Origin of the sequence: Plantibacter sp. lyk4-40-MEA-4 (assembly GCF_030209415.1) — a bacterium.
Lineage (GTDB): Bacteria > Actinomycetota > Actinomycetes > Actinomycetales > Microbacteriaceae > Plantibacter > Plantibacter flavus_A.
In genome coordinates this window covers 573,987-599,481 of the sequence record NZ_JARVSA010000005.1, presented here as the reverse complement: position 1 = coordinate 599,481, position 25,495 = coordinate 573,987, and the positions used below count along the sequence as shown (strand labels likewise).

Here is a 25,495-nt window from a genome sequence, read left to right as displayed (position 1 = left end):
TCTTGTAGACGGCACAACTGGGTGGGTCCGGTTCTTCCGGGCCCACCCAGTTTTCACGAGTTCAGGAGTCCCGCTTTGGGCAATTACATACTTCGCCGTGTACTGCAGGCCATCCCGGTCCTGCTCGGCACGACGTTCCTCATCTACTTCATGGTGTTCGCGCTCCCGGGCGACCCCATCCTCGCGCTCTTCGGCGACAAGACGCCGAGTCCGGCCGTCCTCGACCAGCTGCGCGCGCAGTACAATCTCGACAAGCCGTTCATCGTGCAGTACTTCCTGTACCTCGGCGGCATCCTCACGGGCGACCTCGGCACCTCGTTCTCGGGCCAGCCGGTCTCCGAGATCCTGGCGCAGACCTTCCCGGTCACGCTTCGACTCGCTGTCCTCGCGGTCTTCTTCGAGATGATCGCCGGCATCACGATCGGGCTCGTATCGGGACTCCGCAAGGGCGGCATCTTCGACGCGTCGTTCCTCGTTGTGAGCCTCATCCTCATCTCCCTCCCCGTTTTCGTCGTCGCTTTCATCGCGCAATTCGTGTTCGGTATCCAACTCGGCTGGTTCCGGGTGACGGTCGGTCCAGGGGCTCCGATACAAGACCTCCTACTGCCGGCGCTGGTGTTGGCGACGATCAGCTTCGCCCAGATCACCCGGCTCACGCGGAGCGCCGTCATCGAGACCCAGTCGCTCGACTTCGTGCGTACCGCGGCCTCGAAGGGTCTCAGTCGGCGTCGCATCATCCCGGTGCACATCCTCCGCAACTCGCTGATCCCCGTGGTCACGTACCTGGCTGTCGACTTCGGTGTGCTTATCGTCGGAGCGACGGTCACCGAGGGCATCTTCAACGTGCCCGGCGTCGGTCGCACGCTCTACCAGGCGATCATCCGCGGGGAAGGGCCCACCGTCGTGTCCTTCGTCACCGTGATGGTGCTCGTCTACCTGCTCGTCAATTTGCTCGTCGACTTGTTGTACGCCGTGCTCGACCCGAGGATCCGCTATGTCAAGTCATGATGGAGAACCAACGATGAAGCGTTCGTCGAACCACTTCGTCGCGCCGCTGGAGGAGACACCGCTTGCGGTGATCGACGCTGTCAAGGTGGACGAGAAGCCCAGCAACCTCTGGACCGACGCCTGGGCGTACATGCGTCGTCAGCCGATGTTCTGGATCTCCGCGGTACTCATCGTCCTCGTCGTCGTCGTGTCGCTGCTGCCGGGCCTGTTCGCACAGGTCGACCCGCGGAGCTGCAACCTCGACAACAGCCTCGGAGACCCGTCGCTCGCCCACCCGCTCGGCTTCACGAAGCAGGGCTGCGACATCTACGCGCGCATCATCTTCGGCGCGCCGACCTCGCTCGCGGTCGGACTCATCGTGACCGCGATCGTCTGCGTGCTCGGCATCAGCTTCGGTGCACTGTCGGGGTTCTACGGCGGTTGGGTCGATTCCGTGCTCTCGCGTATCGGCGACATCTTCTTCTCGATCCCGTACATCCTGGCCGCGGTCGTCGTCATGTCGGCCCTCGCCGCGTACCGGAGCGTCTGGACCATCTCCCTCGCGGTCGGACTCTTCGTCTGGCCGAGCGTCGCGAGAATCCTGCGGGCCGAGATCCTCCGGGTGAAGAACGCGGACTACGTCCAAGCCTCCATCGCCCTGGGTGTCTCCCGGTTCCGGATCCTGCTGCGCCACGTGCTGCCGAACTCGATCGCTCCGGTCATCGTCGTCATCACGCTGTCGCTCGCATCAGCCATTGTCGCGGAGGCGACCCTGTCCTTCCTCGGCGTCGGACTCGGATCCGAGTCGATCTCATGGGGTGCAGACATCTCGCAGGCCCAGCGTGACCTCCGGACCGCTCCGCAGGTGCTCATCTACCCGTCCATCGCGCTCTCGCTCACCGTGCTCAGCTTCATCATGCTCGGTGAGGTCCTGCGCGATGCACTCGACCCGAAGGCGAGGGCACTCCGTTGAGCAGCCACACCCCATCGGCCGGCGCACGTACCGGGCAGCCGCTCCTCGAGGTCAAGGACCTCGAGGTCGGCTTCCGGACGCAGAGCGGCACCGTCCAGGCCATCCGCAAGACGAACTTCACCATGATGCCCGGCGAGACGGTCGCGATCGTCGGTGAATCCGGTTCCGGGAAGTCGACGACGGCGCACGCCATCATCAACCTGCTTCCGGGCACCGGCGAGATCACGGGCGGCGAGATCCTCTTCGAGGGTCGCGACCTCTCCAAGCTCTCCCGCAAGGAGATCGAGGACGTCCGCGGACGTCTGATCGGCTTCGTGCCGCAGGACCCGATGTCCAACCTGAACCCGGTGTGGAACATCGGCTTCCAGGTCGAGGAGGCCATCCGTGCCAACGGCATCGCGCAGGGCAAGCAGGCCGTGCGTGCCAAGGCGATCGAGGTCCTCCAGCAGGCCGGTCTCTCCGACGCCGACCGCCGCCTGAAGCAGTTCCCGCACCAGTTCTCCGGCGGTATGCGTCAGCGTGTGCTCATCGGTATCGGTCTGTCCTCGAGCCCGAAGCTGCTCATCGCGGACGAGCCGACCTCGGCGCTCGACGTCACGGTCCAGCGGAAGATCCTCGACCACCTTGAGAGCCTGACCCGCGACAGCGGCACGGCGCTGCTCTTCATCACGCACGACCTCGGCCTCGCGGCCGAGCGCGCTGAGAAGCTCATCGTCATGTATAAGGGGCAGATCGTCGAGGCCGGTCCCTCGGTCGAGATCCTGCAGAACCCGGTGCACCCGTACACGCAGCGTCTTGTCGCTGCGGCGCCGAGCCTCGCATCCCGCCGTATCCAGTCCGCGACCGGGTCGCTGGAGACGCTCGAGCACGAGGCCCCGGCCGGTTCCGAGGGCATCGACCTCATCGTCGCGGCGGAGCACCGCGCCGCGGCGCAGCTCGACCTCGCGAAGGTCGAGCCGGCGATCGTCGTCGACGACCTGGAGAAGGTGTACAAGATCCGTGGACAGAAGGGTCAGGCGAGCGAGCTGAAAGCTGTCGACGGTGTCTCGTTCCAGATTCCGAAGGGCACCACCATGGCGCTCGTCGGCGAGTCCGGTTCGGGCAAGTCCACGGTCGCGAAGCTGCTCCTGCAGCTGGAGACGCCGACGTCCGGCCAGATCCGCATCGGTGGCAAGGCGATGGAGGGGCTCGATCGCAAGGGCCTCCTCGCGCTGCGCCGCAAGATGCAGCCGGTCTTCCAGGACCCCTACGGCTCCCTCGACCCGCTGCGGAACATCGGCAACACGATCGCTGAACCGCTCGTCACGCACAAGGTGGGCGACAAGGCCTCCCGCCGTGCGCGCGTGCTGGAGCTCCTCGATCAGGTCTCGCTGCCGCAGGCGGTCGCGACCCGGTACCCGAACGAGCTCTCCGGTGGACAGCGTCAGCGCATCGCGATCGCTCGCGCACTCGCGTTGAAGCCGGAGATCGTCGTCCTCGACGAGGCGGTGTCCGCGCTCGACGTCCTCGTCCAGGCGCAGATCCTGCAGTTGCTCGCCGACCTCCAGTCGGAGCTGCAGCTGACGTACCTCTTCATCACCCACGACCTCGCGGTCGTGCGCGTGATCGCCGACAACGTCGCGGTCATGCAGAAGGGGAAGATCGTGGAGGCGTCGACCACGGACGACGTCTTCGAGAACCCGAAGCAGCAGTACACGCGCGAACTCCTCGACGCCATCCCCGGCGCCGGGATCGAGCTCGCGCTGTAACCCGCGCAGAACGCCGAAGGGCGGTGCCACAGAGCGATCCGGGGCACCGCCCTTCGGCGTTTCAGGGGGTCCGCCGGCCGCTAGCCGAGGAGCGCCGAGGCGACGCCCCAGGCGAGGAGTCCCGCCGTGACGCCCAGGGCGACGACGTCCCAGCGCGAGGTGGCGAGGCGGTCGTCCTTCGGGTCGATCCGACCCCAGCGTTCGTGGGCACGGTCGATGAGGTCGACGGCCGTCGGACCCTCGTTTCCGGCACGACCGGGTCGGCGGACGCCTGCAGCGCGGTCCTGATGGTCGACCCCGCTTCGTCCGGCACGTCCGCCGATCAGCGACGGGCGGTCGAGCCCAGCGCTCGGTGCGCCCCAGCTGGTGATCTTCCGCCCGTCCCGCAGGAGCACCGTGAGCTGGTAGCGGCTCGTCGCCTCCTCCATGCGCGACCAGGGGATGTCGTGGAGACGCCCGACGTTCACGACGGTCAGCTGCGACGGTTCGATGATGATGCACGGACGGACGAGGACGAGGTAAACCAGCCACACGACGAGGACCTCCCACGGGAGCGCCTGGACCGCGAAGCCCCAGGCTCCACGGCTCACGGCGTCGATGATGAAGAAGACCATGAGGATGGCGGTGACCCCGAGGATCCAGAAGCCGCTCGTGCTCCGCAGGGCGGTCCGATTGCCGGCGTTCGTCGCTTCGTTCACGTCCACCATCCTTCCAGGCCGCCGACCCTCGGGCGCCGCTCGGCTCGATCAGGCGGTGACGAGCCGGTCGCTCTCCGCATGGTGGCACGCGACGAGCCGTCCGTCGACCGGGCGCTCTCGTGGATCGTCGCGTTCGCAGACCGCCTGCTTGTCGGCCGGCAGCAGCTGGAACAACGGGCACCGGCTCCGGAAACTGCAGCCGACCCGGTCGTCGCTGGGGGAGGGGAGGTCGCCGTTCAGCAGGATGCGCCGCCGGCTGCGTTCGATCTCGGGGTCCGGGACCGGCACCGCGGACAGGAGCGCCTGCGTGTACGGGTGCTTCGGGTCGTCGAAGATCGTGGCGCTCGGTCCGTACTCGACGATGCGTCCGAGGTACATGACCGCCACGTCGTCGGCGATGTGCCGGACGACGGCGAGGTCGTGGGCGACGAAGAGGTACGAGAGTCCGAGCCGCTGCTTGAGGTCTTCGAGCAGATTGATGACGCCGGCCTGGACGGAGACGTCGAGCGCGGAGACCGGCTCGTCGAGCACGAGGATCTTCGGTTCGACGACGAGCGCCCGAGCGATGCCGATGCGCTGTCGCTGTCCACCCGAGAACTCGTGCGGGTATCGGCCGGCGAAGGACGGCTCCAAGCCGACGAGTTCGAGCATGGCCCCGACGCGGGAGCGGATCTCGGTGGCGGAGACCCCGTGGACGGTCAACGGCTCCCCGATGATGTCCTCGATCGTCATGCGCGGATCGAGTGAGGCCATCGGGTCCTGGAACACCACCTGGATGTCGCTGCGCAGCTTCCTGCGGTCGGGCTTCGACAGCGTCGCGGTGTCGACCCCGTTCACGTGGATGCTGCCGCCCTGCGTCCTGGCGAGTTCGAGGATCTCCATGATCGTCGTCGTCTTCCCGCAACCGGACTCGCCGACCAGGCCGAGGGTGCGCCCGCGCTGCACGCTGAACGAGACCCCGTCGACCGCGCGGACGGTGCCGATGTTGCGCCGGAAGACGACGCCCTTCGTGAGCGGGAAGGCGCGGGTCAGATCGCGGACGTCGAGGACGGTCTCCGGAGCGACCTCGGCGACGAGCTCCTCCGGCACCTCGTCCGGCCGAGGGAAGATCTCCGGGCGGCGCAGCGACCCGTCAGCGATCTCGCCGGCGCGGATGCATGCTGCGGTGTGGTCGACAGAGGTCGTCGGGTCCTCGACCGGCCCGTCGAGGACGGGGAGCAACGCCGGTTCGCCCTCGAGGCACGCGGCCACGGCGATCGGGCAGCGCGGGGCGAAGGGGCAGCCGGTCGGCACGGTCGTCAACAGCGGTGGGCGTCCTTCGAGCGGGACGAGTCGCTCTTGCTGGTTCGCCGCCATGTTCGGCATGGAGCGCAACAGCCCGATCGTGTACGGCATGAGCGGTTCGCGGAACAGCGGGACCACGGGCGCCGTCTCGACGATCCGGCCCGCGTACATCACGGCCACCCGGTCGGCGTTGCCGGCGACGACACCGAGGTCGTGCGTGATGAGCACCACGGCGGCGCCGGTGATGTCCTTCGCCTTCTGGAGTACCTCGAGGATCTGCGCCTGGATGGTGACGTCGAGCGCGGTGGTCGGCTCGTCGGCGATGATCAGCTGCGGGTCGTTGGCGATGGCGATCGCGATCATGGCCCGCTGACGCATGCCACCGGAGAACTCGTGCGGGAACGACCTCGCACGTCGCTCCGCGTTCGGGATGCCGACGATCTTCAAGAGTTCGACGGCCCGGGTCTCTGCGGCGCGCTGCGAGAGCGCGGAGTCGTGGAGGCGAAGGCCTTCGGCGATCTGCTGACCGATCGTGTAGACGGGCGTGAGCGCCGAGAGCGGGTCCTGGAAGATCATGGCGATGTCCCGCCCGCGGATCTTCGACAGCTCCTTGTCCGATTGGCCGAGCAGCTCGACGCCGTCGTAGCGGATGCTGCCGCTCACCTGCGCATTGGTCGGGAGGAGCCCCATGACGGCCATCGAGGAGACGCTCTTGCCGGAGCCCGACTCGCCGACGATGCCGAGGAACTCACCACGCCGCACCTCGTAGGAGACACCGCGGACGGCATGCACGGGCGTGCCGGCGTTGGGGAAGGTGACGGTGAGGTCGTCGACCTTGAGGAGCGGCGCGGTCGCCTGGGGGTCAGTCACGGTTGGCTCCTGAGGTCGGGTCGATGGCGTCGCGCAGGGCGTCGCCGAGGAGGCTGGAGGCGAGCACGGTGATGACGAGGATCGCTGCGGGGAAGACGAACAGCCAGGGCCGCGTCACGGCCGCACTCGCACCGGCGGCGAGCAGGGTGCCGAGCGAGACGTCGGGCGCCTGCACGCCGAAGCCGAAGAAGCTCAGCGTCGTCTCCGACAGGATCGCCGCGCCGATGCCGAGCGTCGCGTCGATGATGAGCAGGCTCGCGACGTTCGGGATGATGTGGCGACGGATGATCGTGAACCCGGGGACGCCCATGAACCGGGCCGCCTTGACGTATTCGCGTTCGCGGAGCGACATCGTCTGCCCGCGGATGACGCGCGCGAGCACCATCCAGCCGAACAGGACGAGGAAGACGACGAGGGCGAGCCAGGACAGCGACTTGAACGCCGGGCTCAGGAGCACGAGGAGGAAGAAGCCGGGGATGACGAGGAGGAGGTCGATGAGCCACACGATCGCCTTGTCCCAGACGCCTCCGACGTAGCCGGCGATGGCCCCGACGAGTCCGGCGATGATCGCAGCGCCCGGGCCGACGATCAGACCGATGACGATGGACTTCTGCAGCCCGACGAGCGTCTGTGCGTACACGTCCTGGCCGATGTTGTTGGTGCCGAACCAGTGGTCGAGCGAGGGCGGCTGGCTGAAGGCGAGGCCGTCCTGGTCGGTGAACGACCAGGGGGAGAGCAGCGGGCCGATGAACGCCCAGAGGATGATGAAGAGGAGGACGCCGCCACCGATGCGGGCGCGCTTCGTGGCGAGCACCTTCCGCAGGATCGTGCGCCCGCGGGACTGCGGACGCTTGGGGGCGTCCGCCATCTTCTCCGGTTCGCCGACGGTGAGGGTCGAGGGGTCGGTCAGTGCCATGTCGTTACACCCGCACTCTCGGGTCGAGCGCCGCATAGATCACGTCGGAGAGCGTTCCGGCGATCAGGACGAGGATGGAGGTGAAGAGGATGGTCCCGGCGGCGGCGTTGATGTCCGAGTTCGAGACGCTCGTGAGGAGGTACTCGCCCATGCCGTGCCAGCTGAAGACGTTCTCCGTCACACTCGCGCCGGTGAGGATGAGCCCGAAGGAGTAGGCGAAGAACGTCGACATCGGGATGAGCGCGACGCGGACACCGTGCCGGATGATTGCGGAACCGCGGGTCCGGCCCTTCGAGCGCGCGGTCCGGATGTAGTCGGCGCTCATCACGTCGAGCATGGCGCTGCGCTGGTACCGCGAGTACGAGGCGACGGCGCCGACGGTGAGGGTGATGGTGGGCAACAGCAGATGCATCGCCCGGTCGCCGAACTGTGTCCAGAACCCGCCCTGGAGGCCGGCGGTGTACTCGCCGGTGAAGTTGATGACGTTCGTGCCGACCGCCTGGTTGAGTGACGTCGCGAGGATCATGAGCACGACGCCGATGACGAAGACGGGCATCGCGAGGATCGTGAACGAGGCGTAGGTGATGATCTGGTCGCTGGCACGGTACTGGCGGACCGCGCCCCACACGCCGAGGGCGACGCCGATGACCGCGCCGAGGATGGTGCCGATGACGAGGAGGCGGAGGCTCGTGCCCGAGCGCTCGAAGATGTCGGCGGTGACCTGGGTGCCGCGCGTGCTGATCCCGAGGGAGCCGGTGGTCACCAGTTGCGTGACCCAGTCCCACAGACGTTCGAGCAGCGGGACCTTCGGGTTCACGCCCATCTTGTCCAGCGCCGCATCGATGGACGCCTGGGGGATGGGCGGGTTCTTCCCGAGGAACCGGGCCGACGGCTGGAGCGTCATGCTCACGAGCACGTAGCCCAGCATGGTGGCGATCGCGGAGAGGAACAGGTAGTTGACCAACCGCCGTGCAATGAACCCGATCATGTACCAGCCTTGCGAAGTCGTTGTGCGGGACCGCGTCGTCCCGTCAGCTGTGCTCCCCTCGTGGGGGTGGAGACACTGTAACCCCCAAGTGTCTGGAATCAGAAAACGACGCGTGTTCTCAGGAAACGAAACGTATGTTTCCGGCACGTGTTGCCGATAAATCGAAACGGTAACAATTCATCCCCACTTGTGGGGGATCCCCGGAGCGGGTGCAAGATGGTCCACATTGGCCTGCGCGCCTTCCGCTCCGCATCGGTGCGGCCTTGCGCAGTTACACGTCACGAAAGGTGGATCTCGATGAGTTCCAGAACACAGGGATCGAAGCGGCGCGGCGGGATGATCCTCGCCGGCGTCTCGATCGTCGCCCTCGCATTGACGGCTTGCACCGGAGGCGGTTCAGGCGGTGGCGGCTCGACGTCGAAGCCCGCCGAGCTGTCCGGCACCGGCTGGGAGCGCGCCGACGCCGACCAGATCGCCCAGGGCGGTTCGCTCAACCTCGCCGTCGACGCGATCCCCGCGAACTGGAACCTCTACAACCTCGACAGCGGCACCGTCGACGACCAGTTCCTCAGCAACCTGTACACACCGTCGTTCATCAACATCAAGGAGGACGGCACCTGGGAGGCGAACCCCGACTTCGCGACCTCCGTCGAGCTGAAGACCGAGGACCCGCAGGTCGTCGAGATCAAGATCAACCCGGACGCCGTCTGGTCGGACGGCACCGCCATGAGCGTCGACGATTTCGCCGCGACCTGGAAGTCGCTGAACGGCGTCGACCCCGCCTACGCGCCCACCGCCACGAACGTGTGGAAGGACATCGAGTCCGTCACCGCCGGCGACAGCCCGCAGGACGTCCTCATCACGTTCAAGAACAAGAACGCGGACTGGCCGTCGATCCTCGGCAACATCTGGCCGAAGTGGCTCGGCGCGACGCCGGAGTCCTTCAACACCCTCTGGGCGACCGGACCCTATGCGGCCGACGGCACGACCTACGTCTCCGGCGGTCCGTACATCGTCAGCAAGATCGACCAGACCGGCGCGGTCGTGACCTTCGAGCCCAACCCGAAGTGGTGGGGCGACAAGCCGAAGCTCGACAACATCATCTTCAAGCAGGTGTCCCGCTCGGGTCTCGCGCAGGCGTTCTCGAACAGTGAGATCGACGTCTTCAGCATCGGCTCGAACGCCGACAACTACGAGACGGCCAAGAAGCGCAGTGACGCCGAGATCCAGCGTTCGCGTGGAACGACGTACAACCACATCACCCTGAACGGCACGTCCGAGGTCCTGAGCGACCCCGAGGTCCGCCAGGCGTTCGCCAAGTCGATCAACCGTCAGACCATCGCCGAGGCCCGCCTCGCAGCGATCGACGCACCGACCGACCTGCTGAACAACCTCATCTTCCTCCCCGGCCAGGACGGCTACGAGGACGACGCCTCCAAGGTGCTCGGCTACGACATCGACGCCGCCAAGAAGCAGCTCGACGACGCCGGTTGGAAGGAAGGCAGCGGTGGCATCCGCGAGAAGGACGGCAAGAAGCTGACCGTCCGCTACGTCATCGACTCCGACAACCCGGTCTCGGCAGAGACGTCGCAGCAGGTCCAGGCCATGGTGAAGGAGTCCGGCTTCGACCTCCAGATCGACACCGTCCCGTCCGACGACTTCTTCACGAAGTACGTCACCACCGAGACCCGCGACTTCGACGCCGTGAGCTTCGCGTGGCAGGGTACCGCGTTCCCGATCTCGAGCACCGAGTCGATCTTCTACCCGGCCGACTCCGGGCAGAACTTCCCCGGCGTCACCGACGACTCGCTCGGCGAGCTCTGGGCGAGCGCCAACGCGGAGCTCGACCCCGACAAGCGCCTCGAGATCGCGAAGGAGATCGACAAGAAGATCGTCGCCCTCGCGACCACGCTGCCGCTGTTCCCGGTGCCGTACACCTACGGCGTCAAGACCGGCCTCGTGAACTACGGGCCGACCCAGTTCGAGACCATCGACTGGAAGAACGTGGGCTGGAAGAAGTAAGCATCAGCACGCGTTCGATCTGAACGCAGCCTCGACGGGCATCGGCGGGAAACCGCCGGTGCCCGTCGCCGTTCAGCCCCCGGCCAGGACTCCTGCGGTATGATGGTCCGTCGGCACCATCGTGCCCGAATCCCATCCACTTGAAGGAAGCCACCCTTTTATGGCGCTCGCCACTCGTTCCGATCTGCGCAATGTCGCGATCGTGGCCCACGTTGACCACGGCAAGACGACCCTCGTCGACGCCATGCTGCGACAGACCAACTCTTTCGCCGAACACGCCCACCTCGAAGAACGCGCCATGGACTCGAATGAGCTCGAGCGCGAAAAGGGCATCACCATCCTCGCCAAGAACACGGCGATCTCGTACAAGGGCGAACACGCCACCGACGGCCCGATCACGATCAACGTCATCGACACCCCGGGTCACGCCGACTTCGGTGGAGAGGTCGAGCGCGGCCTGTCCATGGTCGACGGCGTCGTCCTCCTCGTCGACGCGTCCGAGGGCCCCCTCCCGCAGACCCGCTTCGTGCTCCGCAAGGCGCTCGAGGCCAAGCTGCCCGTCATCCTCCTGGTCAACAAGACCGACCGTCCCGATGCGCGCATCGACGAGGTCGTCGTCGAGAGCCAGGACCTCCTCATCGGACTCGCCAGCGACATGGCCGACGACGTCCCCGACCTCGACCTCGACGCCATCCTCGACGTCCCGGTCGTGTACGCCTCGGGTAAGGCCGGCCGTGCGTCGTCCACCAAGCCCGCCAACGGCGAACTGCCCGACAGCGAGAACCTCGAGCCACTCTTCGAGGCCATCCTCGAGCACATCCCGGCTCCGCAGTACGACGACGAGCACCCGCTCCAGGCGCACGTCACGAACCTCGACGCCTCGCCGTTCCTCGGCCGCCTCGCGCTCTTGCGCATCTTCAACGGCACGTTGAAGAAGGGCCAGACGGTCGCCTGGGTCCGCCACGACGGCGACGTCCACAACGTCCGCGTCACCGAGCTCATGATCACGAAGGCGCTCGACCGCTACCCGGCCGAGAGCGCCGGCCCCGGCGACATCGTCGCCGTCGCCGGTTTCGCCGACATCATGATCGGCGACACCCTGGCCGACCCCGAGGACGTCCGCGCGCTGCCGGCCATCACGGTCGACGACCCGGCCATCTCGATGACGATCGGTACCAACACCTCGCCGCTCATGGGCAAGGTCAAGGGCCACAAGCTCACCGCCCGCATGGTCAAGGACCGTCTCGACCGCGAGCTCATCGGTAACGTCTCACTCAAGGTCCTCGACATCGGTCGACCCGACGCGTGGGAGGTCCAGGGCCGTGGAGAGCTCGCGCTCGCCATCCTCGTCGAGCAGATGCGTCGCGAAGGCTACGAGCTCACCGTCGGCAAGCCGCAGGTGGTCACGAAGCGTATCGACGGCAAGGTCCACGAGCCCTACGAGCACCTGACCATCGACGCTCCCGAGGAGCACCTCGGCGCGATCACCCAGCTCCTCGCCGCTCGCAAGGGTCGCATGGAGAACATGTCGAACCACGGCACCGGCTGGGTCCGCATGGAGTTCATCGTCCCGTCGCGCGGCCTCATCGGCTTCCGCTCCGAGTTCCTCACCGCCACGCGCGGTACCGGCATCGCCAACGCGCTCGCGCACGGCTACGGCGAGTGGGCCGGCGCGATCACGACGCGCAACAACGGCTCGATCGTCGCCGACCGCTCCGGCGTCGTCACCCCCTTCGCGATCATCGCGCTGCAGGAGCGCATGTCGTTCTTCGTGCAGCCGACCGAAGAGGTCTACGAGGGCATGGTCATCGGCGAGAACTCGCGCAACGACGACATGGACGTCAACATCACCAAGGAGAAGAAGCTGACCAACATGCGTCAGTCTTCGGCCGACAACTTCGAGTCGATGACGCCGCCGCGCGTCCTCACGCTCGAGGAGAGCCTCGAGTTCGCCCGCGAGGACGAGTGCGTCGAGGTCACGCCCGAGCACGTGCGCATCCGCAAGGTCGAGCTCGACGCTCAGGCCCGTCAGCGCAGCTACTCGCGTCTCAAGAAGCAGTCCGAGTAGGCGGTAGCCGCTCCAACCCGATGCCCGGTCCTCTCAGGAAGACCGGGCATCCGGTCGTTAAGCTGATCGCATGCGCCGACCCGCCTCCCTCGCCCTGCTGGCCGCCCTCGTCCTCGCTCCGACGCTCGCCGGGTGCAGCGTCATCGAGTCGACCGTCAAGGACTCCGTCGAGCAGGGCATCCGCGACGCCACCGGAGGCGACTTCGATGTGAACCTCGACGAGGGGCTGCCGGACGGCTACCCCGTCGACGCGGTCCCGGTGGTCGACGGCACGGTCAACGGTGGACGTGGGACGGTCGACGGCAAGGACACCTTCGTCGTCACGGTGCAGGCGACCGATGCGGCCACCGCAGCCAAGGATGCGCTCGTCGCGGCAGGCTTCGCGGTCGACGGGGAGATCGCGAACGGCGACGGTTCGATCGTGACGCTGTCGACGACGGCCTACGACGTGAAGCTCGTCGCCTCGGCGGACAGCATCCTCTACACGGTGACGGTCAAGTAGCCGCCCCTCCGGTCCCTGAGCGCTCTTCCGGTCCCTGAGCGCTCTTCCGGTCCCTGAGCGCTCTTCCGGTCCCCGAGCGCCCTTCCGGTCCCTGAGCTTGTCGAAGGGCGCACTTCGACAGGCTCAGTGACCGGGAAGGGAGGGCTCAGTGACCGGGCAGGGAGGGCTCAGTGACCGGGCAGGGAGGGCTCAGCGACCGGGCCGGGGAGGCTCAGCGACCGAGCAGGTCCTACGCGAAGAGCGTCTCGCCGACCCAGCCGTCCTGGCTCGCGCCCGGCGGCACCGCGAAGATCGCCGACCCGACGTGCTTGATGTACTCGTTGAGCGCATCGGTGGCCAGCGCGCGCTGCACGTCGATGAACTGCTTCGGCGATCGCTGGTACGACATGAAGAACAGTCCGGCGTTCAACCGCCCGAGGTCGTCGTTGCCGTCGACGAAGTTGTATCCGCGTCGCAGGAGCTTCGTGCCCTTGAGCTGGGTCGGGTGCGCCAGGCGCACGTGTGAGTGCTTGTCGATGAGCGGCTGATCCGTAGCCCCGACCGCTTCGAAGTCGGGCTCGGTGAACTCCTTGCCGCCCGACAGCGGTGCGCCCTCGCCCTTGCTCCGACCGATGACCCGCTCCTGCTCCTGGAGCTGCGCGCGGTCCCAGGTCTCGATGATCATGCGGATCTTGCGGACCACGAGGTAGGAACCACCGCTCAGCCAGGCGGCGCTGTCCCCGTCCTGGACCCACACCTGCTCTTCGACCGTCTTCGTCTCCTCGGACTTGACGTTCGCAGTGCCGTCTTTGAAGCCGAACAGGTTGCGCGGGGTGACCTGGCTGGTGGAGGTCGACGAGGTGCGACCGAAGCCGAGCTGCGACCAGCGGATGGAGGCACGTCCGAACGCTATGCGGCTCAGATTGCGGATCGCGTGCACGGCGACCTGTGGGTCGTCGGCGCAGGCCTGGATGCAGAGGTCGCCGCCGGTGAGGCCCGCCTGCAGGTTGTCGCCCGTGAAGCGGGGGAGCTTCTCCAACTCGGCAGGGCGCCGGTCGGCGATGCCGAACCGGTCCGTGCCGTCCTCGGCAGTGAAGAGTGTGGGTCCGAACCCGAAGGTGATCGTGAGCCCGCTGGCGGGCAGTCCGAGCGCCTCGCCGGTGTCGACCGGGGGAGCGAGCGGGGAGCCGTCCACGGCGCCACCGTCGGCGACCTCCTGGCCCTGCGTCATGCGTGCCGCGGCGACACTCCAGTCCTGGAGCAGCTCGACGAGCTCCTCCCTGGTGGTCCCCGCCGACACGTCGTACGCGGCGAAGTGCAGGCGGTCCTGCGCCGGCGTGGTGATCCCGCTCTGGTGCGCCCCGCTGAAGGGGTAGACCGTCGTGACGCCCGAGGCACTCGCCGAGGCGCTCACGGCTGCGGTGATGGCAGCGGTCGCCCCGGCTCCGGCCGCCAGCCCCGCGGCGCCTGCTCCGGCGAGGCCGAACAGCGCCCGTCGCGACAGCCCGCGCCGTGGGGTGTCGCTCGGCGGTGCGGACGCGGTGCCGGGTCCAGGTTCGGTGGGCGCCGATCCTGCCTCGGGTGCAGGGGTTGTGGGGGGAGTGTGCTCGGTCATCGGACCTCATGCTATTCAGGGATGGCTGGAAGGCCGCAGGGCCGGAACCCCCAGAATGCTCTGAGCGGTTCCGGCCCGGCGCGCCGCGGAGGCGGCGGTGGATCCGGTCGGTGTTACTCGGCGACGCCGAGCACCGTGTGGGTGAGCTGCGACAGCGGCTCGGAGAGGGCGTTCACCTGGTCGGATAGCTCCTTGCGCTGCTCCTCGGTGACGGTGTCGTAGCTCACGAAACCGTTGTCGAGGCTGCCGTACTTCGCGAGCAGGTCCTGCAGCGCCGTGAACTCGGTCTCGATCTGGCCGACGAGCTTCGTGCCCGCCTCGCCCTTGCTCGCGGCGATGTCCTTGACGTTGCCGAACGCGACCTCGGCTCCCTGCACGTTGGCCGCGAAGTCGTAGAGGTCGGTGTGGGACCACCAGTCCTCCTCGCCGGAGATCTTGCCGACGGCGACCTCGTCGAGGAGACCGATGGCGCCGTTCGAGATGTCGCCGAGGCTCACGGTGAAGTCCTTCTCGGAGACGAGGTCGAACAGCTGCTGCACGTCGTCGACGAGACCGGTGGCGAACTGCTGACGCTGCTCCGGCGTCGACGGCGTCCAGTCCAGCAGCGCGCTCGTGCCGTCGGAATTCAGTGCGTCGGCTGCCGGTGGCCAGAGGTCCTTCTCGATCCGGTGGAAGCCGGTCCAGTCGAGTCCTTCAGCCACGGCGTCGACCTCGCGGTAGTCGATCTTCGGGTCGAGGTCGCCGAAGGCCTCGGCCGTCGGCTCGATGCGTTCGTACGAGACGCGCGTCGTCGCGAAGAGCTGACGGGCGGTCTCGTCGTCGCCGGCGACGTACGCGTCGGTGAAGGCCTTCACCTGCGGCACGAGTTCGGCCACCTGCGACTTGATGTAGGCGACGTAGTTCGTCACGGCCTGGTCGGTGAGCGCCTGCTCGTCCTTCGAGACGGCGGCGTTCTCGCCCGTCACGGTGAACTCGGCGAGGCCGACCGGTGCACCGACGAGCTGGAACTTGCAGGCCGTGTAGTACGTGCCGGGGTTCAGCTGTGCGACGTAGGACACCGTCTGGCCCGGCGTCACGTTCTCCTTCTCGCCGACGATGCGCAGCTTGTCCGAGGCGAGGATCTCGAACTCGTTGACGTCGGTGCCGTTGTTGGTGATCGAGAAGGTCACGGCACCGGCCGTCGCCTTCGCCACGGACACCGAGCACGAGTCGTCGGTGATGGCGACGGTGAGTGCGTCGCTTCCCGTCTTGTTCGGGACGCATCCCGTGAGGGCGAGGGCGAGGACGCCCGCGCCGGCGAGGCCGGCGATGATGCGGTGCTGCATGGAGACTCCTGTCGGAAGGTGCTGGTGCTTGGTTCGTGGTGGGTCGGGGACCGGTCAGGCGTTCGTCGTGACCGGTTTCGTGACCGAGGTCGGGCGCCGACGGCCGAGTCCTGAGACCCGGATGAAGCAGACGAGCGTGACGATCAGGTACAGCAGCCACGCACCGAACTGTGCCCACGTCGGGGCGGGGGTGAAGTTGAAGAGTCCGCCGAGGACGGTGCCGTACCAGCTCGTCGGCGGGACGACGGCGCTCAGGTCGAACGCGGCCTGCCCCCAGCCGGGGATGACACCCGCCTCCTGGAGGTCGCCGACGCCGTAGGCGAGGACGCCGGCGGCCACGACGACGAGGAAGAGGCCGGTCCACGTGAAGAAGGTCCCGAGGTTGATGCGGACGAATCCGCGGTAGATGAGATAGGCGATGACGACGGAGGTGAGGATGCCGAGGAGCGCGCCGATCGAGCCGACGACGGCGTTCTCGCCGGAGTTGACGCTCGCCCAGATGAACAGGGCGGTCTCGATCCCCTCGCGGCCGACGCTGATGAAACCGAGCACGATGATCCCGATCGCCGACCCGGCGACGGCGGCGTCGAGTCGTGACTCGAGGTCGTGCTTGAGCTCTCGGGCGTTGCGCCCCATCCAGAAGATCATCCAGGTGACGAGCCCGACGGCCAGGATGGACAGTCCGCCGCCGAGGATCTCCTGCGCCTGGAAGCTCAGCCCGTACGGTCCCCAGGTGAGGATGGCACCGACGCCGAGCGAGACGACGATCGCGACGGCGACGCCGAGCCACAACCTGGGGAGGACGTCCCGGCGGCCGAGCTTGTTCAGGTAGGCGACGAGGATGCCGACGATGAGGCCGGCTTCGAGGCCTTCTCGGAGGCCGATGAGGTAGTTCGCGAGCACGTGACCGGACTTTCGGGCGTCGAGCAGGCGGTCGCCCGGGGGAGGCCGTCGTCTGCGGGGTGGGGATGCATCCGAGGGCGCGCCGGGCGGGGACCGTGGTCCGGGCGGGGCGCTGCGACTTCGGAACGCGGTTGGGTAAGGCTAACCTTATCCGACGTCGACCATAGCGCCTGACACCGAGGGTGTCCAGATACAATCGGCGGATGACCGATCCGGCCCCCGACCCCAGCCTCCCAGACGGCCGCACGGTCGGCGACGACCGCTGGTTCCCGCCGACACCGCCGCAGCCGGACGCACCACACGAGCCGTCCACGGCGTCGCGGGTGATCGGGATCGTCCTCGCATTCCTCGTCGGTCTGGCGTACGGCGCCATCGGCACGGTCGCTCACGCCTGGGCGCCCTCCGTCCTCGGTGTCGCGCTCCCGGTCGGGCTGGTGCTCGGCATCCTCGGTGTGGCCATGCTCCTGGTCGGACTCCGGATCGTCCTGGGAGACCGGCTCGCAGCGTCGGCAGCGGCGCTCGGGGTCATCCTCATGATCGGGATCCTGCTGCTCGAGAGCACCGGTGGCTCCGTCCTCATCCCGCAGAGCGTCTCGGGCCTCGTCTGGACCATCGCCCCCGGCCTCATCGCCGTCCTCGTCGTGGCGTGGCCGAAGCTCCCGGAGCGCGCCCGCAAGCGCGACGACCGTCCTGCGGGACCGACGCCCGAACCGCTCCCCGTCTCGCCGCAGGCGTAGACTGGACAACTCAGTGCTCGTGAAGGGAGCCACCCGCCCGTGACCTACGTGATCGCCCTGCCGTGCGTCGATGTCAAGGACCGCGCCTGCATCGACGAATGCCCCGTCGACTGCATCTACGAGGGTGAACGGTCGCTCTACATCCACCCCGACGAATGCGTCGACTGCGGCGCGTGCGAGCCGGTCTGCCCGGTGGAGGCCATCTACTACGAGGACGACCTCCCCGAGGAGTGGGCGGACTACTACAAGGCCAATGTCGAGTTCTTCGACGAGGTCGGTTCCCCGGGCGGGGCCGCGAAGGTCGGCGTGATCCCCTCGGACCACCCGCTCATCGCCGCCCTGCCGCCCCAAGCCCACGAGTAGTCGCGTGGCACTGCAGCCGCTGCCCGACTACCCCTGGGACCTCATGGTCCCGTATGCGGAGCAGGCCCGTCGGCATCCCGACGGCATCGTCGACCTCTCGATCGGTTCGCCGGTCGATCCGACTCCCGGCCTCATCCGGGATGCGCTCCGCGCGGCCACGGACGCGCACGCGTACCCGACCACGGTCGGCACGCCCGAACTCCGGCAGGCGATCGTCGACTGGTTCGCGCGCCGTCGTGGTGTCGAGGGGCTCACCCTCGACGCCGTCCTCCCGACGATCGGCTCGAAGGAACTCGTCGCGCTGCTCGCCTTCCTCCTCGGCCTGGGCGCCGGCGACACCGTGGTCCACCCCGTGGCCGCCTACCCGAGCTACGCGGTCGGCGCGGCGATCGCCGGAGCCGAGGCGTTCGCGTCCGACGACCCCGCCGAATGGCCGGAGAGCACCCGGCTGGTCTGGCTGAATTCCCCCGGCAACCCCGACGGTCGTGTCCTGTCGGTCGACGAGCTGCGGGCAGCCCGAGCCAGAGCCCGCGAACTGGGCGCCGTCCTCGTGGGCGATGAATGCTACGCGGAACTCGGCTGGGAGGGGGAGTGGTCCGACACGCCGACCCCGTCCGTGCTCGATCCACGCGTGACCGACGGCGACACCGAGGGCGTCCTCGCGATCTACTCCCTGAGCAAGCAGTCCAACCTCGCCGGCTACCGTGCCGCGTTCCTCGCGGGCGACGAGCGCCTGGTGCGTCGGCTGGTCACCGTCCGGAAGCACGCGGGTCTCATGCTGCCGGCCCCGCTGCAGGCCGCCATGGTCGCGGCGCTCGGCGACGACGCCCACGTCGCGGAGCAGAAGGCCCGGTACCGCGCCCGCCGTGAGGTGCTGCTCCCGGCCGTCCGCGAGGCCGGGTTCCGGGTCGATCGCAGCGAGGCGGGACTGTACCTGTGGATCACCGAGGGCCAGGACGCCTGGGTGAGTATCGACCGCTTGGCGTCGATCGGTGTCCTTGCTGGCCCGGGGGTGTTCTACGGCGAGGCCGGGCCGCAGCACGTGCGGCTCTCCCTGACCGCCACCGACGAGCGCATCGCGGCCGCCGCGGCCAGACTTCGGGGCCTCCGCCCGATTTCGGGGTGAACTCCAAGGAAGTCGCCGGATCACTGTGGGAAACAACAGTTGGGTCGGAAGCCGATTAGGCTGTATGTGACACGCCGTCGTATCGGAGGGCGATGTCGAGTCCCTATCGCACGAAGATATGAGGAGGCGCCGTGGGCGACGTCGAGAAACAGGCTTCCACCGAGACGCATCAGGTCACCCTGAACTACCCCGGCGGAACGGCCGAATTCCCGATCCACCAGTCAGCCCAGGGCGCGTCGAGTATCGACATCTCCTCGCTCACGCGGCAGACCGGCCTGACCACACTCGACTACGGGTTCGTCAACACGGCGGCGACCAAGTCGGCGATCACGTACATCGACGGCGACCAGGGCATCCTGCGCTACCGCGGCTACCCGATCGAGCAGCTCGCCAAGCAGTCGACCTTCCTCGAGGTCGCCTGGCTGCTCATCCACGGGGAGCTCCCGACGGCCGACGAACTCGGCGGGTTCGACGAGAAGATCCGGCGCCACACGCTCCTCCACGAGGACCTCAAGCGGTTCTTCTCAGCGCTCCCGCACACGGCGCACCCGATGGCCGTCCTGTCGAGCGCCCTGCAGGCCATGTCGACCTACTACGAGTCGGACGCCAACCCGCACGATCCCGACCACGTCGAGCTCACGACGGTCCGCATGCTCGCGAAGCTCCCGGTGATCGCCGCCTACGCACACAAGAAGTCGGTCGGGCAGGCGTTCCTCTACCCCGACAACTCGCTGAGCTTCGTCGACAACTTCCTCAAGCTGAACTTCGGGAACCTTGCCGAGCCCTACGAGATCGATCCCGTCCTGTCGAAGGCGCTCGACCTCCTGCTCATCCTGCACGAGGACCACGAGCAGAACGCCTCGACCTCCACGGTCCGCCTCGTGGGCTCCACCGGAGCGAACCTCTACGCCTCGGTGTCCGCCGGCATCAACGCCCTGTCGGGTCCGCTGCACGGTGGCGCGAACGAGGCCGTCCTGCAGATGCTCGGCCGGATCCAGGAGTCCGGCGAGGGCGTGCAGCGCTTCGTCGACCGCGTGAAGAACAAGGAAGACGGCGTGAAGCTCATGGGCTTCGGGCACCGCGTCTACAAGAACTACGACCCGCGCGCCAAGCTCGTCAAGGAGAGCGCCGGCGAGGTGCTCCGGGCGCTCGGTATCAACGACCCGCTGCTCGACCTGGCTCAGGAGCTCGAGCAGATCGCCCTCGAGGACGACTACTTCAAGGAGCGCAAGCTCTACCCGAACGTCGACTTCTACACCGGCGTCATCTACAAGGCGATGGGCTTCCCGACGCGGATGTTCACGGTGCTCTTCGCCATCGGACGCCTGCCCGGATGGATCGCCCACTGGCGTGAGATGAACCTCGACCCGCAGACCAAGATCGGGCGCCCGCAGCAGCTGTACACGGGTTCGCCCGAGCGTCCCTTCCCGACGCGCTAGTCCCGTAGGTTCCTGAGCCTGTCGAAGGGCGGCCCCGCATCCACCTCGGATGCGGGGCCGTTCTGTGTTCGGGGACGCCGGGTCAGGCGTGCAGTGCCGCGTTCAGCTCGACGCCCGAGCCCGAGCGGGGGAGCACCTCGACGGCCCCGGTGAGCGAGTTCCGACGGAACAGGAGGTTCGGGACACCCGACAGCTCGACCGCCTTGACCGTGCGCGGCGCGCCCTCGGCCGTGGCCGCAGCACCCGCGAGGACGACCTTGGTGCCCGCGGTCACGTAGAGACCCGCCTCGACCACCGAGTCGTCGCCGATCGAGATGCCGATGCCGGAGTTGGCGCCGAGGAGGGCGCGCTGACCGATCGCCACCCGCTGCGTCCCGCCGCCGGAGAGCGTCCCCATGATCGACGCACCACCCCCGATGTCGCTGCCGTCGCCGACGACGACGCCCTGCGAGATGCGTCCTTCGACCATCGACGCGCCGAGGGTTCCGGCGTTGAAGTTGACGAAGCCCTCGTGCATGACGGTGGTACCCGGTGCCAGGTGGGCGCCGAGCCGGACGCGCGAGGCGTCGGCGATCCGGACCTTGTCGGGCGTCACGTAGTCGAGGAGTCTCGGGAACTTGTCGATGCCGGTCGCGTGGATGCCGGAGCGGAGGAGCGACGGCCGGAGACGGTCGAAGTCCGCGGGGTGCACGGGGCCGGCGTTGGTCCAGACGACGATCGGGAGGTGCGCGAAGACACCGTCGAGCGAGATCGTGTTCGGCTGGACGAGCAGGTGGCTGAGCAGGTGCAGCCGCAGGTAGGCGTCCGGGGTGCTCTGCGGAGCGGCCTGCAGCTCGATCTCGACGGTGACGATGTCGATGCGGACGGCCCGGCGCTCGTCGTCGGTCGCGAGGGCCTCGAGGTCTGCGGGGGCGATCCAGCGGTCGCGGCCCTCGGGGATCCGTCCGAGCGAGGGCTCGGGGAACCAGGTGTCGAGCACGGTGCCGTCGGCGGCGATGGTCGCGAGGCCGGAGCCCCAGGCGTGAGTCGGAACGGGGGTCTCGGCAGGCGCAGCGGTCATGGCTCCAGGGTACCGGCCAACACTCAGGCCGACGGCCAATACACTGGTGCCATGCCAGCCGAAGTCCCCGTACTCGACCTGTCCGTCTCCTCGGTTGAACTCACCCAGCAGCTGTGCGACATCGCCTCCGTCTCGGGGGACGAGGCCCGCATCGCCGACGCGATCGAGGCGTCGCTCGAGGGGCTCGAGCACCTGACGATCGTGCGCGACGGCGACACGGTCGTCGCTTCCACCTCGCTCGGACGTGCCCAGCGGGTCATCATCGCCGGCCACATCGACACCGTCCCGATCAACGGCAACGTCCCGACCCGGTTCGAGGAGCGCGACGGCGAGGCGGTGCTCTGGGGTCGGGGGACGGTCGACATGAAGGGCGGCGTCGCGGTCCAGCTGAAGCTCGCGGCTGAGCTCACCGATCCCGTCGTCGACATCACCTGGATGTGGTACGACAACGAGGAGGTCGCATCCGACCTCAACGGCCTCGGGCGTCTCGCGCGGAACCGTCCCGACCTCTTCGTCGGTGACTTCGCGATCCTCGGCGAGCCGAGCAACGCCGGCGTCGAGGGTGGCTGCAACGGAACGCTGCGCGTCCACGTGAGCGCCCACGGCCGGCGCTCGCACGCGGCCAGGAGCTGGGTCGGCGTCAACGCGATCCACGCGATCTCCCCGGTCCTCGCGACACTCGCCTCGTACACGCCACGGGAGGTCGAGGTCGACGGGCTCGTCTATCGCGAGGGCGTCAACGCGGTCGGGATCACCGGCGGCGTCGCCGGGAACGTGATCCCCGACCTCGTCACCGTCGAGGTGAACTACCGCTTCGCTCCGAGCCGGACGGGTGCCGAGGCGCTCGCCCACCTCGAGGAACTCTTCTCCGGCTTCGAGGTCGTGCAGACGGACGTCGCGGAGGGCGCTCGTCCCGGGCTCGACGCGCCGATCGCCCAGGACTTCCTGGCCGCGGTCGGCGGCACACCGGCTCCGAAGTACGGATGGACGGACGTCGCACGCTTCTCTGCACTCGGCGTCCCCGCCGTCAACTACGGACCGGGTGACCCGCTCCTCGCCCATGCCGACGACGAGCGCGTCCCGCTCGCGCACATCGAGGACTGCGAGCGCGGGCTCCGGGCCTGGCTGACCGGGCCCGATGGTCGCTGACACGGCCCACTCGACCGAGGTCGAGGAGCGGCCGTCCATGCTCCGGCGCTGGGCCCGCCTGCCGTGGTGGGGGCGGATCACCATCGTGTACGTGCTGTCCCGCCTGGTGACGACCGCGATGTTCGCGGTCGCGAGTCTGCTGCAGGCGCCGGACTCCCGGTTCGGCGCGTTCCCCTCGCTGGGGACGCTCGCCGCCGGCTGGGACGGGCAGTGGTACTGGTGGATCGCGACGTACGGCTACCCGACCCAGCTGCCGCTCGACGACGCCGGCCGGGTCGCGGAGAACGCGTGGGCGTTCATGCCGGTCTATCCGGGGGTCGTGAAGGCGCTCTCGGTCGTCACCTTCCTGCCGTGGCCGGTCATGGCCGTGATCGTCTCGCTGTGCTGTGGCCTGGGGGCGGCCCTGCTGTTCCACCGGCTCCTGCGCATCCGCCTCGGCGATGAACGGGCGATGTTCGCCGTCGTGCTGTTCTGCATCGCCCCGCTCAGCGCCCTGTTCCAAGTCGCCTACGCCGAATCGATGTTCCTGCTGCTGCTGACGCTCGCGCTGCTCCTGCTCGTGACGCGCCGGTACGGCTGGCTCCTCGCGGTCATCCCGGTCATGGCGTTCACCCGCCCCGGAGTCCTGGCCTTCTCGCTCCTGCTGGGCCTCCATCTCATCGTGCGGATCGTCACGCGACACCGCGACCCGCTGGCGCGCCGGGAGGTCGTCCTCATCCTCGCGGGCGGGGCACTCGCCGCCGTCGCCGGATTCGCGTGGATGGTCATCGCCGGCCTCGTCACCGGGACGCCGGACGCGTACCTCGAGACGGAGCTGGCGTGGCGGGCCGCCTTCATCGGGGAGCAACCGCTCGTCCCGTTCTCCGCCTGGATCCAGGGCGGCCAGTTCTGGTTCGGGGATGGTCCGGGCATCGCCGTCGTCGCAGCGGTCTTCGTCGGCTCCGTCGTGCTCCTGTTCCTCCCGCCGGTGCGCCGGCTCGGTGCCGACCTCCGGTTGTGGGTGGGGTCCTACCTCCTCTACCTCTTCGCGGTGTTCTTCCCACAGACGAGTGTCTTCCGGCTGCTCGTCCCGGTCTTCCCGCTCCTCGGTGCCGTCGCCGTCCCACGGAACCGCTGGTACCGCGGTGGCGTCGTCATCGTCTCGCTGGCGCTGCAGTGGTGTTGGATCTTCGTCATGTACGGGCTCGCGAACGCGTATTGGACCATTCCCTGAGTGCCGATCCGGCTTCATCCTGCGCCTCGCCGCGCTCAGGATTATCACGAGCCCCCGTGATACGAGATAATGGGGGTCAGTCGAAAAACGAGAGGGGACTCGCATGGCCGCAATGAAGCCACGCACCGGAGACGGGCCAATGGAGGCCGTGAAGGAGGGTCGGCTCATCATCGTGCGAGTGCCTCTTGAAGGGGGAGGGCGTCTCGTCGTGTCGGTCAACGACGCAGAGGCTCAAGAACTGCATGATGCACTCGCGGGTGTGGTGAGCGCGGGCTGATCCCCGTCACCGACGCCGCATGAGCTGAGAACCGGCCGTCATCACTGCTCGCAGAGTCAGGATGGCGGCCGGTTCGTCGTCGTGCGGAGCGCTCAGAGGTTGGGTTTGGTGATCTGCAGGAGGCCGTCGCCGGCGGGGGACAGGGCGCTGACGACCGCGTCGGACGCGGAGATCTCCTGGACGAGCGAGCGGAACAGTCCTGTGGTCTCGTCCCGCTGAGCCGGATCGGCCACGCGGCCTCGCCAGAGCGCATGCGGGACGAGCACGGTGCCGCCGGGACGCACCAGACGGAGTCCGTGCTCGACGTACTCGATCACCGATCCCGGGTCGCCGTCGACGAGGACGAGGTCGTAGGAGTTCTCGTTCATCCGCGGCAGGACGTCGAGTGCGCTGCCGGTGATGAGGCGGATGCGGTTGGTGGTGATGCCGGCCTCCGTGAACGCCGCGCGTGCCTGCTGCTGGTGCACGATCTCGGTGTCGATGGACGTCAGCACCGCGCTCGTGGCACCGCGGAGCAGCCAGAGCCCGGAGACGCCGGTGCCGGTCCCCACCTCGACGATGGACTCCGCGCGGGTGGCCGCGGCCACCACCGCGATCTGCGCGCCGATCGCGGGAGAGATCGGTTCGACACCCAGTTCGTGCGCGTGAGCGCGCGCCGTGAGCATCGCCGCGCTCTCGACGACCACGTCGCCCGCGTACTTCCAGTTGAGATTGTGTTCTGACACCTTGCCTCCGGATCCCAGCGTATGGCCTGGAACTGCTCCGACAGCTGAGGCTCGCGCGGTAGTCTGATCTCGTGTTCGGTCTGACCTTCGACAAACTCCTCATCATCGGGGTCATCGCCGTGTTCCTGCTGGGTCCGGAACGGCTGCCGTACTACGCCTCGCAACTGGCACGACTCGTCCGCACCCTCCGCGACCTCGCCTCCGGTGCCAAGGACCGGATGCGCGAGGAGATGGGGCCGGAGTTCGACGAGGTCGACTGGAAGAAGCTCGACCCACGTCAGTACGATCCGAGGCGCATCATCCGCGAGGCGCTCCTCGACGACGAGCCCCCGGTGACGCCGACGGTCGCGACGACCGCTCCGCTCGACGCGGCTCCCGCGGCCGCCGCTGCAGCCGTTCCGTCGCTCGAGAAACCGAAGTCGATCCAGGCGGCGACCGACGAGCGCCTGCGCCGACTCGCAGCCGGCGAGACCGCCGCGCCCCCGTTCGACCTCGAAGCCACCTGAGTCCGCTTCGGTCGCACGCGTC

At 68.0% G+C, this 25,495-nt stretch carries 23 protein-coding genes; 14 read left to right on the top strand and 9 right to left on the bottom strand.

Annotated features, from left to right (window positions below; translation table 11 throughout):
- Window positions 1–75 precede the first annotated feature (75 nt).
- Genes QRN44_RS12740 through QRN44_RS12730 form a run of 3 tightly spaced genes read left to right on the top strand, consistent with a single transcriptional unit; the run spans window position 76 to window position 3,708 of the window.
- The gene (locus QRN44_RS12740; protein WP_285039296.1) at window positions 76–1,008 is read left to right on the top strand and encodes an ABC transporter permease; all 933 of its coding nucleotides are present in this window, start codon (window positions 76–78) and stop codon (window positions 1,006–1,008) included.
- 13 nt (window positions 1,009–1,021) lie between these two features.
- The gene (locus QRN44_RS12735; protein ID WP_285039295.1) at window positions 1,022–1,960 is read left to right on the top strand and encodes an ABC transporter permease; all 939 of its coding nucleotides are present in this window, start codon (window positions 1,022–1,024) and stop codon (window positions 1,958–1,960) included.
- Window positions 1,957–3,708 (top strand): dipeptide ABC transporter ATP-binding protein, encoded by a 1,752-nt coding sequence (locus tag QRN44_RS12730; RefSeq protein WP_285039294.1) that lies wholly within the window; start codon window positions 1,957–1,959, stop codon window positions 3,706–3,708. The genes QRN44_RS12735 and QRN44_RS12730 overlap by 4 nt, the downstream gene beginning before the upstream one ends.
- An 80-nt stretch (window positions 3,709–3,788) precedes the next feature.
- On the opposite strand, the gene QRN44_RS12725 is transcribed toward QRN44_RS12730, so the two are convergent.
- The 4 genes from QRN44_RS12725 to QRN44_RS12710 are packed head-to-tail and all read right to left on the bottom strand — an operon-like array spanning window position 3,789 to window position 8,464.
- Window positions 3,789–4,406 (bottom strand): hypothetical protein, encoded by a 618-nt coding sequence (locus QRN44_RS12725; RefSeq protein ID WP_285039293.1) that lies wholly within the window; start codon window positions 4,404–4,406, stop codon window positions 3,789–3,791.
- A gap of 48 nt (window positions 4,407–4,454) precedes the next feature.
- A complete protein-coding gene (locus QRN44_RS12720; RefSeq protein ID WP_285039292.1) occupies window positions 4,455–6,560 on the bottom strand; it encodes an ABC transporter ATP-binding protein in 2,106 nt (701 codons plus the stop codon).
- Window positions 6,553–7,476 (bottom strand): ABC transporter permease, encoded by a 924-nt coding sequence (locus QRN44_RS12715; RefSeq protein ID WP_121289996.1) that lies wholly within the window; start codon window positions 7,474–7,476, stop codon window positions 6,553–6,555. Before QRN44_RS12715 ends, QRN44_RS12720 begins: the two co-directional genes overlap by 8 nt.
- Before the next feature lie 4 nt (window positions 7,477–7,480).
- Window positions 7,481–8,464 (bottom strand): ABC transporter permease, encoded by a 984-nt coding sequence (locus tag QRN44_RS12710; protein ID WP_064296413.1) that lies wholly within the window; start codon window positions 8,462–8,464, stop codon window positions 7,481–7,483.
- 297 nt (window positions 8,465–8,761) lie between these two features.
- Between QRN44_RS12710 and QRN44_RS12705 the strand changes: the two genes are divergently transcribed.
- The 3 genes from QRN44_RS12705 to QRN44_RS12695 all read left to right on the top strand — a co-directional run bounded on the left by QRN44_RS12705 (window position 8,762) and on the right by QRN44_RS12695 (window position 13,056).
- Window positions 8,762–10,486: an ABC transporter family substrate-binding protein gene (locus QRN44_RS12705; RefSeq protein ID WP_158596550.1), complete on the top strand. Its 1,725-nt coding sequence runs from the start codon at window positions 8,762–8,764 to the stop codon at window positions 10,484–10,486.
- A gap of 160 nt (window positions 10,487–10,646) precedes the next feature.
- Complete coding sequence (gene typA, locus QRN44_RS12700; RefSeq protein WP_064296411.1) at window positions 10,647–12,554, top strand: translational GTPase TypA; 1,908 nt, start codon at window positions 10,647–10,649, stop codon at window positions 12,552–12,554.
- A gap of 70 nt (window positions 12,555–12,624) precedes the next feature.
- The gene (locus QRN44_RS12695) at window positions 12,625–13,056 is read left to right on the top strand and encodes a hypothetical protein (protein ID WP_285039291.1); all 432 of its coding nucleotides are present in this window, start codon (window positions 12,625–12,627) and stop codon (window positions 13,054–13,056) included.
- A 229-nt stretch (window positions 13,057–13,285) separates the two neighbouring features.
- On the opposite strand, the gene efeB is transcribed toward QRN44_RS12695, so the two are convergent.
- From efeB to efeU, 3 genes are all read right to left on the bottom strand, one after another.
- The gene (gene efeB / locus QRN44_RS12690) at window positions 13,286–14,650 is read right to left on the bottom strand and encodes an iron uptake transporter deferrochelatase/peroxidase subunit (protein ID WP_285039290.1); all 1,365 of its coding nucleotides are present in this window, start codon (window positions 14,648–14,650) and stop codon (window positions 13,286–13,288) included.
- Between the two features lie 113 nt (window positions 14,651–14,763).
- Window positions 14,764–15,975, bottom strand: a complete 1,212-nt coding sequence (gene efeO / locus QRN44_RS12685) for an iron uptake system protein EfeO (protein WP_285039289.1) — start codon at window positions 15,973–15,975, stop codon at window positions 14,764–14,766.
- 54 nt (window positions 15,976–16,029) lie between these two features.
- Window positions 16,030–16,878: an iron uptake transporter permease EfeU gene (efeU, locus tag QRN44_RS12680; RefSeq protein ID WP_079002111.1), complete on the bottom strand. Its 849-nt coding sequence runs from the start codon at window positions 16,876–16,878 to the stop codon at window positions 16,030–16,032.
- Window positions 16,879–17,081: 203 nt separating this feature from the next.
- Here efeU and QRN44_RS12675 point away from each other — a divergent pair, with 203 nt between their 5' ends.
- The 4 genes from QRN44_RS12675 to QRN44_RS12660 all read left to right on the top strand — a co-directional run bounded on the left by QRN44_RS12675 (window position 17,082) and on the right by QRN44_RS12660 (window position 20,543).
- Complete coding sequence (locus QRN44_RS12675; protein ID WP_082916169.1) at window positions 17,082–17,615, top strand: hypothetical protein; 534 nt, start codon at window positions 17,082–17,084, stop codon at window positions 17,613–17,615.
- 39 nt (window positions 17,616–17,654) lie between these two features.
- Entirely contained in the window at window positions 17,655–17,978 is a 324-nt protein-coding gene (gene fdxA / locus QRN44_RS12670) for a ferredoxin (protein WP_056007281.1), read from the top strand.
- A gap of 4 nt (window positions 17,979–17,982) precedes the next feature.
- Window positions 17,983–19,104 (top strand): succinyldiaminopimelate transaminase, encoded by a 1,122-nt coding sequence (dapC, locus tag QRN44_RS12665; protein ID WP_071261033.1) that lies wholly within the window; start codon window positions 17,983–17,985, stop codon window positions 19,102–19,104.
- A 179-nt stretch (window positions 19,105–19,283) separates the two neighbouring features.
- Window positions 19,284–20,543: a citrate synthase gene (locus QRN44_RS12660; protein WP_064296340.1), complete on the top strand. Its 1,260-nt coding sequence runs from the start codon at window positions 19,284–19,286 to the stop codon at window positions 20,541–20,543.
- Window positions 20,544–20,625: 82 nt separating this feature from the next.
- Here QRN44_RS12660 and dapD read toward each other — a convergent pair whose 3' ends face one another.
- Window positions 20,626–21,603 carry a 2,3,4,5-tetrahydropyridine-2,6-dicarboxylate N-succinyltransferase gene (dapD, locus tag QRN44_RS12655; RefSeq protein WP_175116118.1) on the bottom strand — a complete coding sequence of 326 codons (978 nt, stop codon included), beginning with the start codon at window positions 21,601–21,603 and terminating at the stop codon, window positions 20,626–20,628.
- A 51-nt stretch (window positions 21,604–21,654) separates the two neighbouring features.
- Here dapD and dapE point away from each other — a divergent pair, with 51 nt between their 5' ends.
- The 3 genes from dapE (at window position 21,655) to QRN44_RS12640 (ending at window position 24,242) form a co-directional block, all read left to right on the top strand.
- Complete coding sequence (dapE, locus tag QRN44_RS12650) at window positions 21,655–22,752, top strand: succinyl-diaminopimelate desuccinylase (protein WP_175116117.1); 1,098 nt, start codon at window positions 21,655–21,657, stop codon at window positions 22,750–22,752.
- On the top strand, window positions 22,742–23,965 hold the full coding sequence (locus QRN44_RS12645; protein WP_285039287.1) for a hypothetical protein: 1,224 nt from the start codon (window positions 22,742–22,744) through the stop codon (window positions 23,963–23,965). Before dapE ends, QRN44_RS12645 begins: the two co-directional genes overlap by 11 nt.
- A 103-nt stretch (window positions 23,966–24,068) precedes the next feature.
- On the top strand, window positions 24,069–24,242 hold the full coding sequence (locus tag QRN44_RS12640) for a DUF3117 domain-containing protein (protein WP_079002123.1): 174 nt from the start codon (window positions 24,069–24,071) through the stop codon (window positions 24,240–24,242).
- Window positions 24,243–24,334: 92 nt separating this feature from the next.
- On the opposite strand, the gene QRN44_RS12635 is transcribed toward QRN44_RS12640, so the two are convergent.
- On the bottom strand, window positions 24,335–24,967 hold the full coding sequence (locus QRN44_RS12635; RefSeq protein WP_064296167.1) for an O-methyltransferase: 633 nt from the start codon (window positions 24,965–24,967) through the stop codon (window positions 24,335–24,337).
- Window positions 24,968–25,038: 71 nt separating this feature from the next.
- Here QRN44_RS12635 and QRN44_RS12630 point away from each other — a divergent pair, with 71 nt between their 5' ends.
- Window positions 25,039–25,473, top strand: a complete 435-nt coding sequence (locus QRN44_RS12630; protein WP_064296168.1) for a twin-arginine translocase TatA/TatE family subunit — start codon at window positions 25,039–25,041, stop codon at window positions 25,471–25,473.
- The last annotated feature ends 22 nt before the right edge of the window (window positions 25,474–25,495 follow it).